We start from the raw sequence: 7,263 nt of genomic DNA, 5'->3' as shown, positions 1-7,263 counted from the left end.
GAACATCACTCTTGAGAATCTCGGATTGTTTTCGCTGATACTTACGCCGCCCTTCACGAGATTTATTGACCGGACTGAGAAGTTCAATGGTGGTGATGAGCTCTCGGTCCCGAACGGAGATAACATTGATAAAGCGTTGTTTAATTTCAACAGGCTCTAACTGCATGACTTCGGCAGGGGTAACCAGAGGGCGTTCTAAAAGAGCTGTACTGGCACTCGTGATTTTTGTGGGAGTATCGAACGGGCGAACGACTCCCAGATCAGGAATAATCTCGCGCTCTTCTTGAAAGACATAGCAGCGCTCTTCCGCAACGGCTGCGAAAGGAAGAGGGAGGTGCTCGTTGAGTTGCTCCACTAAAATACCGATGAGCAGGCTATGAACACCGCGCCAGTTTTCGGGCAGCTCAAGATAGGGATCCATTCCAGGAAACGGGCCAGGCATGTCGTTATTTTACCGTGCCTATTCCTCTAAAATCATGTTCTCTGACTTGAGCTTGTTGACTTCGAGCTGCATCTCGACGAGCTTGCGGAAGATGCCGTTGTCTTTCTCCATCAGCTCGGCGTGTGTGCCCATCTCAGCGACGCGGCCTTTCTCAATTACCACTAATCTATCGGCGTTGCGGAGCGTAGAGAGGCGGTGGGCGATAGCGAACGTCGTGCGGCCCGCGATGAGTCGCTGGATGGCTTCCTGAATCTGCTTCTCGGTCTCGGTGTCCACGGACGCCGTGGCTTCGTCGAGGATCAGCACTTTCGGGTCGTGCAGAATGGCGCGTGCGATAGAAATTCGCTGGCGCTCGCCGCCGGAGAGCCGTGCACCGCGCTCGCCCACGAGGGAGTCGTAGCCGTCGGGGAAGCGCAGGATGAAGTCGTGGGCGTTGGCGGCTTTTGCGGCGCGCATGATCTGCTCTCGCGTGGCATCCGCCTTGCCATAGGCGATGTTCTCCGCGATGGTGCCGGGAAAGAGAAACGGCTCCTGGAGCACGATTCCCATCTGGCTTCTGAGATCTTGGAGCTTGACTTTCTTCATCTCGACGCCATCAATTAAGATGCGGCCCTCGCTGGGGTCGTAGAAGCGTGAGATGAGGTTGATGATGGTGGACTTGCCCGCGCCCGAGTGCCCCACGAGGCCGATCATCTCGCCGGGCATGACATGCAGGTCCACGTTCTCTAAGACCCGCCGCGCTTTATCGTAGCCGAAGCTGACATTCTCGAAGAGCAGCTCGCCCTTCATGTTGGGCAGCGCTACCGAGTCGGCGCTGTCGGCGACATCGGCCTGGGTGTCCATTACCTCGAAGACACGCTCGGCGCTGGTGAGCACGCGGCCCAGCCAGTCCGCTATGCGCGTCATGCCCTGAAGCGGGCCGTAGAGCTGCCCGAGGTAGTAGAAGAACATGTTCAGCGTGCCGAACGTGATCTCTTCCGCGATCACTTGCTGCCCGCCGACATACCAGACAATAAACCCGCCGCTGGTCATGAGGAAACCCAGAATGGGCAGCAGGGTGGCCCACCAGTTCTCTAGGTCCAGGTTCGCGTGGTAGAGCGCGCCCACTTTCTGGTTGAAGCGCGCCATCTCCCGGTCCTCTTGCGCAAAAGCCTTCACGACGCGCGTGCCGTTGAGCGCGACCGCGATACTGGCCGTCATGGACGAGCGCAGGTTCCAGAGCTTCTCTAGTCGTCCCCACAGAAACTTCCAGATACGGGTCGTGCCGAGCACCACCAGCGGGATCGGGATCATCACCAGAAGCGCGAGCCGCCAGTTCTGGGTGAAGACAATCACGAGGGTGCCGACCAGCATCAGCCCATTGACCACGAGCATCTGGAGGCCGTCTACGAGGAAGTTGTTGAGTTCGTTGACATCGGAGGTGACGCGGTTGAGGAGCGCTCCCGACTGCCGCTTGTCGTAGTACGAGAGCCCGAGCTTCTGGAGTGTCGCGTAGGTCTCGGTGCGGATCTGCCGGGTCATGGTCAGCGAGAGATAGGCGGTGAGGCGCGAGCGGAAGATGCCCATCACAAGCCCGAGTACGGTTGCGCCGATCATCACGAGCACCCAGTAGATCAGCCCGTGCAGCCGGTCCGCGGCGGCGACGGCCGCTTTAGGCACCAACACATCGTCGGTGAGGCGCTTGACAATCCAGCCGGGCAGCAGCTGGAGCGCCGTGCCCGCGATCATCAGAGTGGTGACCACAGCAGCTTGGAGCTTGTAGCCCTTGGCGTAGCTGAGCAGGCGCGTGAACGTCGCACGCTTGTCAAAACAGTGGCGGCAGACATCGCTATCTTTGGGCAGGGCGCGGCTACACTTGGGGCAGAGTTTTTCTACCTCCTCAAGGTCGGCATCGGGCAAATCGCGGCCCTTGGCGATGGCTTCCATCACACGCGCCACGCCCGCCATGCGCCCGCCCAGTGGGGTGGTGTAGCGTGCCAGCTCGATGACATCGGAGCCACGCGAGACCGTCAGCGCCCCGCCGCCGACAAGAGACTCGGTCTTTGCGCCGGTGATCTCGCTGACGAGAACGGAGAGGTCGAGGTGCGCCGCTGAGCCACTTGCGCCGTTGGGAGAGTAGACTCGGATCAGCTCCGCGTCCATGGTCACCCACCGCTCGCCAATCACGCCGTCTGTGTTGATGTCCGCCTTGACCGCGAGGGTGAGGGGATCTGAACCGTGGCCGTTCCGCTGGGCCTTGAGCGCCGCCTCAACCGAGGCGGGCAGCTCTTCGAGCATTGCCATAGGCAATAGTTTACCGCAGCAAACGGTTTTTTGATAGGCTTTTATCGTGAATTTGGTTAATTTGTGAGATTTAAGTTTGCAAAACAGCAGGCTCGTCTCTTTAGCAGGTCTTATGTGTATAATGCCAGGCAATCCCAGCGAGCACGGGTTTGTGGGCATCGGTCTCGTCTCTGGGAACCCACGCGTTCCCCTCGATCTATGAAAGGTACAGACTCATGGTTTTACACCGTTCTCGTTTCTCGCTGACACGCGGCACCCTCGCCGCACTCACGCTTCTCGGCCTCGCCGGACTTCCACACACCGCGCAGGCACAGTCGCTGACAACGTTCTTTACGTCAGATAATTTCAACATTGTTGGCGGAGGGGTGTTCTTTGATCTGAATGTGACGGCTGCTGGTGGCATCACGGTGACGAGCTTGGACACGAATGTTAACACCTTTGAAGCTCCTGTAACGAGTAATTTGGAGGTCTGGACGCGCTCCGGAACCGCAACGGGTTTCCAAACAGCGGCGGCGGGCTGGACGTTAGTCTCCAGCGGTTCCGGGACAACCGCCGCGCAAGGTAGCCCAACCTCCGTGAATGTGAGCGATTTTTTCCTGGCCAGTGGTGTGACAGGGGTTGCGATTCGTAATGTAAACTATCGGGCTCGTTATACCAATGGTGCCAACGTCTTCTCCAACGCTGATCTCTCCCTCACAGCGGGTTCCGCATCAAATACCTTCTTAGTGGCGGGAACCGTGTTCTCCCCTCGAACCTGGAACGGGACGATTTTCTACACGGGTGGTGCCGCCGCCGCTCCCGAGCCTGGTACGCTGGCTTTGCTTGCGCTGGGCATCGTCGGTGGGGTTGTGGTTCGTCGCCGCAAGTAATCGCCCTCTTTGGTTCGCCCAATGGAATTGGGCGTCATCAATGGCCTGCGGCCACGAAGCCCGTGCCGGGCTACAAATTTCCCCAGCCCGGCACGGGCTTTGCGGCGGAACGCCACTGCAGACGCCGGTTTCCAACCGGCGGCACCCGATGTTTCTCGAATGCTTGCCAGTGTTGGTGTTGCGTTTGGCAAAGACAGCAGCCAGTACGAGATGGCGGGTGGAACCCGAGAGGGCGACGGGTAACTCTGAGCGGTATACTGATGCGCAATGTTGCCCTTTGAGTTTGTGGTGGTCGGGAAGCCCGTCTCCCACCAATCAAACAACAAGGTGCTTCTACGGCAGTGGCAGGAAACGGTGCGCACGGCGGCAGTGGCTGCATGGCCCCAGGAGCAAGCGCCCTCCACCGAACCCTGCTTGCTGGTCGTTGTCTACTTTTTTGGGCGGCTCCCCGCCTATCTCGATAATGATAATCTTCTTAAACCCATCCAAGACGCGCTCAATGGATTGGTGTACGAAGATGACCGTCAGGTGACAGATACCGCGATTCGGCGCACGAGCATCGAGGTGCAGTTTCGTTTTCGCTCCGGCAGATACTCCGCTTTGCTGATGCAGACGATCCGAAGCGAGACCGAATTTGTCTATGTCCGTGTGGAGGATGCACCAAGCCATGAGGAACTACTATGATTGAAGGATTGCCTGAAGAGCTTCCCAGCCATGTTCGGACGGTCTGGGCGGCGCGGGACTGGCTCCGCGACCAGTACCGCCAGCAAGGTTTCACCGTGCTTCCAGAACCCGCCCCTGAGGATGTGCCCGCAGATCTCGCCGAGTTTCATATGGACATGCTTGCCCGACGTGGGGAAGAGTACGTTGCGATTCTGATCCGCCGCCGCACCGACATATCAGACAACAATATCGCGCTCGCCCATGCTCTGGAAAATCGCCCCGGTTGGCTGCTGGACCTCGTTGTTCTCCCTGTCTCCGTTTTTGCCAGCGCTCCAAATCCCGAACGTGAGCCCGCCACACTTGCTCGCTAAGCCCGTACGCGAGGGCGATGGATTAGGTTTAAAAAAGGCGAACCTGGTATATAATAGGGAGTGTACTGTCTGCGGTGGGCGTTTCAAGGAAGATCACCTGAAGGCGTCAAAGCCCATCCTGAATAGATGGATAGATAAGGTGGAGGAAATTAGATGGCTCGTACTTGTTTCTCGCGTCGCGGCTTTAGTCTTTCGATTCTGTCCCTTCTGGTCGGGATCGCGCTCTCCCCCAGGGCGCGGGCACAATCTCTGACGACATTGTTTGCTGGCAATAATGGTGCTACTTCGGGTGGGTTGGTCTTCTTTGATCTGAATGTGTTTCCCATTCTGGGCCTCACGGTCACCGATATTGCCATTAATACGATTACAACGGTGGGGACACCGATCAACGTAGAAATCTACACGCGCTCTGGAACTTCTGTAGGGTTTGAGGGAAATGCGAGTGGCTGGACGTTGGTATCTTCTGGATCAGGAACGGCTGCGGCTGTCAACACGCCGAGCTTAATGAATGTGACGGACTTTGCCCTCGGATCTGGTGTCACAGGGATGGCGGTTCGTAATATTGGCTACACGTCCCAGTACACCAATGGCACGGGATCGAATGAGTTTTATTCCAATGTGGATCTCTCGCTGAGCGCAGGCTCCGCAACAAACGGAACCTTTGTAGGGGGGGGGGTCTTCACACCGCGTGTCTGGAACGGGACGCTTTTTTATACGGGGGGATTTGTTGGCCCGGAGCCGGGCACGCTTGCCTTGCTTGCGCTGGGCATCGTCGGTGGGATTGTGGCACGGCGGCGCAAGTAGGCGCTTGCTCTCTTTTGTGAGGTCTGTCGGGTTTAGGGGGCCTGTCGGGTACAATGGCGCGACGTGATTCGTAAACGTGCTGCTACCATTGTCTCCGTGCAGGCCCTTGCCGCTCCGGGACACTTTGTTTTAACCTTCGACGACCCGGAGACGGCGCGCGATGCCCGACCGGGGCACTTTATCGCGGTAGGGGCCACGACGCCTGCCAACCCCGGAAGCTCGATCCTGCGCAAGCCCTTCTCGATCTTCACGGTGGACCCCGAGGCGGGCCTGTGCACCATCTTGTTCTCGGTCTACGGCCCCACCACCCGCACCATGGCCCACTACGAGCCCGGTGACACGCTGGACTTTCTCGGCCCCCTCGGAGGCCGCGTCTTCGATGCCGACCCGCACGCCCCCAGTGTCCATCACGTGATGGTGGGCGGCGGCTACGGGGTTCCACCCCTGAACTTTCTCGCCAAGACCCTCAAGGCCGCCAATCCGAGCGCAAGAGTTACCCTGATCTACGGTGCACGTAGTGCGAATCTGCTCGTCGGCGAGGAGGGGCTACGGGAAGCAGGGGTAGAGATTATCGCCTGCACCGATGACGGCAGCCTGGGCGTGAAGGGCCGTGTGACGGACGGCTTGCTGTCACTGGTGGGGGGCAACATCGCCGTTTATACCTGTGGCTCGACCCCGATGATGCGTGCCGTCGCCGAGCTGTGTATCGCCCATTGCAAACCCTGCCAGGTCTCGATGGAGACGCCGATGCCCTGTGGAATCGGAATCTGCGTGGGCTGCGTCCTTCAGAAAGCCGATGGCAGCTTCTCGCGCACCTGCACCGATGGTCCGGTCTACCCCGCAGCGGAGGTCACATGGCAGTGAATCTTGAGGTGAAAATCGGCTCAATGACGATGCGCACGCCGGTGACCACAGGCTCCGGCACCTTTGGCTTCGGCTCCGAGACCAAAGACTTAGTGGATCTGAGCCTGCTGGGGGCGGTCTGTGTCAAAGCCACGACCCGGGAGCCGCGCCGTGGCAACCCACCTGCGCGTATGTGCGAGACGGCATCGGGCGTGCTCAATGCGATTGGCCTGCAAAACGGCGGCATTGAGAACTACCTACGGGAGAAGCTCCCGTTTCTGAGGCAGTTCGATGTCCCGATCATTGTCAACGTGCCCGGCGAGAACCCCGAGGACTTTGCCTATGTTGCGCGGCGCTTGACGGAGGGGGGAGGAGCGGACGCCATTGAGCTGAATATCTCATGTCCCAATGTCTCACACGGCCTGGACTACGCGACCCAGCCGCACCTCACGGCGGAAGTTATCGCCGCCGTACGCGCCGTCACTGATCTGCCGATCATTGCCAAGCTCTCGCCCAATGTCACCGATATTCGACCTATCGCCAAGGCCGCCGAGGATGCGGGGGCCGATGCGATCTCGCTGATTAATACCGTGATCGGAACTGCGATAGATGCCCGCAAGCGCACGTTTAAGCTCGCGAATAAAACGGGCGGCCTCTCGGGGCCTGCGATCAAACCCATTGCCTTGCTTGCCGTTTACAGGGTTGCTCAGACCGTAGAAATTCCGATTATCGGAATGGGCGGCATCATGAATGCAACGGATGCCGTCGAGTTTCTGCTAGCGGGCGCAACCGCCGTGGCCGCCGGAACCGTGAACTTTGTCAACCCACTCGCCGCTATCGAGATCGCAGGCGGGATCGCCGATTATTTAGAGAAGAACGGCTTCGATGATGTCCATCAGATCATCGGGGCTGTACAATAAGCTAAATCTATGCCTTACCGAACTTTACCCATTGGCGACAATGCGCCCGACGAAGTGCACGCCGTCAT

8 protein-coding genes are annotated in these 7,263 nt (G+C 58.8%); 6 read left to right on the top strand and 2 right to left on the bottom strand.

Annotation, left to right across the window (positions count from 1 at the left end):
• On the bottom strand, window positions 1–442 hold a 442-nt coding region (locus ACH2EH_RS26700; RefSeq protein ID WP_395146491.1), incomplete at its 3' end, for a DUF4058 family protein.
• An 18-nt stretch (window positions 443–460) separates the two neighbouring features.
• Window positions 461–2,725 (bottom strand): ABC transporter ATP-binding protein, encoded by a 2,265-nt coding sequence (locus tag ACH2EH_RS26695; protein WP_395146489.1) that lies wholly within the window; start codon window positions 2,723–2,725, stop codon window positions 461–463.
• A gap of 215 nt (window positions 2,726–2,940) precedes the next feature.
• Here ACH2EH_RS26695 and ACH2EH_RS26690 point away from each other — a divergent pair, with 215 nt between their 5' ends.
• From ACH2EH_RS26690 to ACH2EH_RS26665, 6 genes are all read left to right on the top strand, one after another.
• Entirely contained in the window at window positions 2,941–3,594 is a 654-nt protein-coding gene (locus ACH2EH_RS26690) for a PEP-CTERM sorting domain-containing protein (protein ID WP_395146487.1), read from the top strand.
• A 267-nt stretch (window positions 3,595–3,861) separates the two neighbouring features.
• A complete protein-coding gene (locus tag ACH2EH_RS26685) occupies window positions 3,862–4,278 on the top strand; it encodes a RusA family crossover junction endodeoxyribonuclease (protein ID WP_395146485.1) in 417 nt (138 codons plus the stop codon).
• Window positions 4,275–4,628, top strand: coding sequence for a hypothetical protein (locus ACH2EH_RS26680; RefSeq protein WP_395146483.1), 354 nt, complete (start codon window positions 4,275–4,277; stop codon window positions 4,626–4,628). Before ACH2EH_RS26685 ends, ACH2EH_RS26680 begins: the two co-directional genes overlap by 4 nt.
• Before the next feature lie 153 nt (window positions 4,629–4,781).
• Window positions 4,782–5,432, top strand: a complete 651-nt coding sequence (locus tag ACH2EH_RS26675; protein WP_395146481.1) for a PEP-CTERM sorting domain-containing protein — start codon at window positions 4,782–4,784, stop codon at window positions 5,430–5,432.
• Between the two features lie 63 nt (window positions 5,433–5,495).
• Complete coding sequence (locus tag ACH2EH_RS26670; protein ID WP_395146479.1) at window positions 5,496–6,296, top strand: dihydroorotate dehydrogenase electron transfer subunit; 801 nt, start codon at window positions 5,496–5,498, stop codon at window positions 6,294–6,296.
• Window positions 6,287–7,195, top strand: coding sequence for a dihydroorotate dehydrogenase (locus ACH2EH_RS26665; RefSeq protein ID WP_395146477.1), 909 nt, complete (start codon window positions 6,287–6,289; stop codon window positions 7,193–7,195). The genes ACH2EH_RS26670 and ACH2EH_RS26665 overlap by 10 nt, the downstream gene beginning before the upstream one ends.
• Window positions 7,196–7,263 lie beyond the last annotated feature (68 nt).

Origin of the sequence: Armatimonas sp., assembly GCF_043760365.1 — a bacterium.
Lineage (GTDB): Bacteria > Armatimonadota > Armatimonadia > Armatimonadales > Armatimonadaceae > Armatimonas.
Note: the sequence above shows the minus strand (reverse complement) of the source record. Positions and strands in the feature narration are given on the sequence as shown.

Bases quoted from the DNA above. Each gene is read 5' to 3' on its own strand.
- ACH2EH_RS26695 (WP_395146489.1), bottom strand. From the start codon at position 2,725: ATGGCAATGCTCGAAGAGCTGCCCGCCTCGGTTGAGGCGGCGCTCAAG.
- ACH2EH_RS26690 (WP_395146487.1), top strand. From the start codon at position 2,941: ATGGTTTTACACCGTTCTCGTTTCTCGCTGACACGCGGCACCCTCGCC.
- ACH2EH_RS26685 (WP_395146485.1), top strand. From the start codon at position 3,862: ATGTTGCCCTTTGAGTTTGTGGTGGTCGGGAAGCCCGTCTCCCACCAA.
- ACH2EH_RS26680 (WP_395146483.1), top strand. From the start codon at position 4,275: ATGATTGAAGGATTGCCTGAAGAGCTTCCCAGCCATGTTCGGACGGTC.
- ACH2EH_RS26675 (WP_395146481.1), top strand. From the start codon at position 4,782: ATGGCTCGTACTTGTTTCTCGCGTCGCGGCTTTAGTCTTTCGATTCTG.
- ACH2EH_RS26665 (WP_395146477.1), top strand. From the start codon at position 6,287: ATGGCAGTGAATCTTGAGGTGAAAATCGGCTCAATGACGATGCGCACG.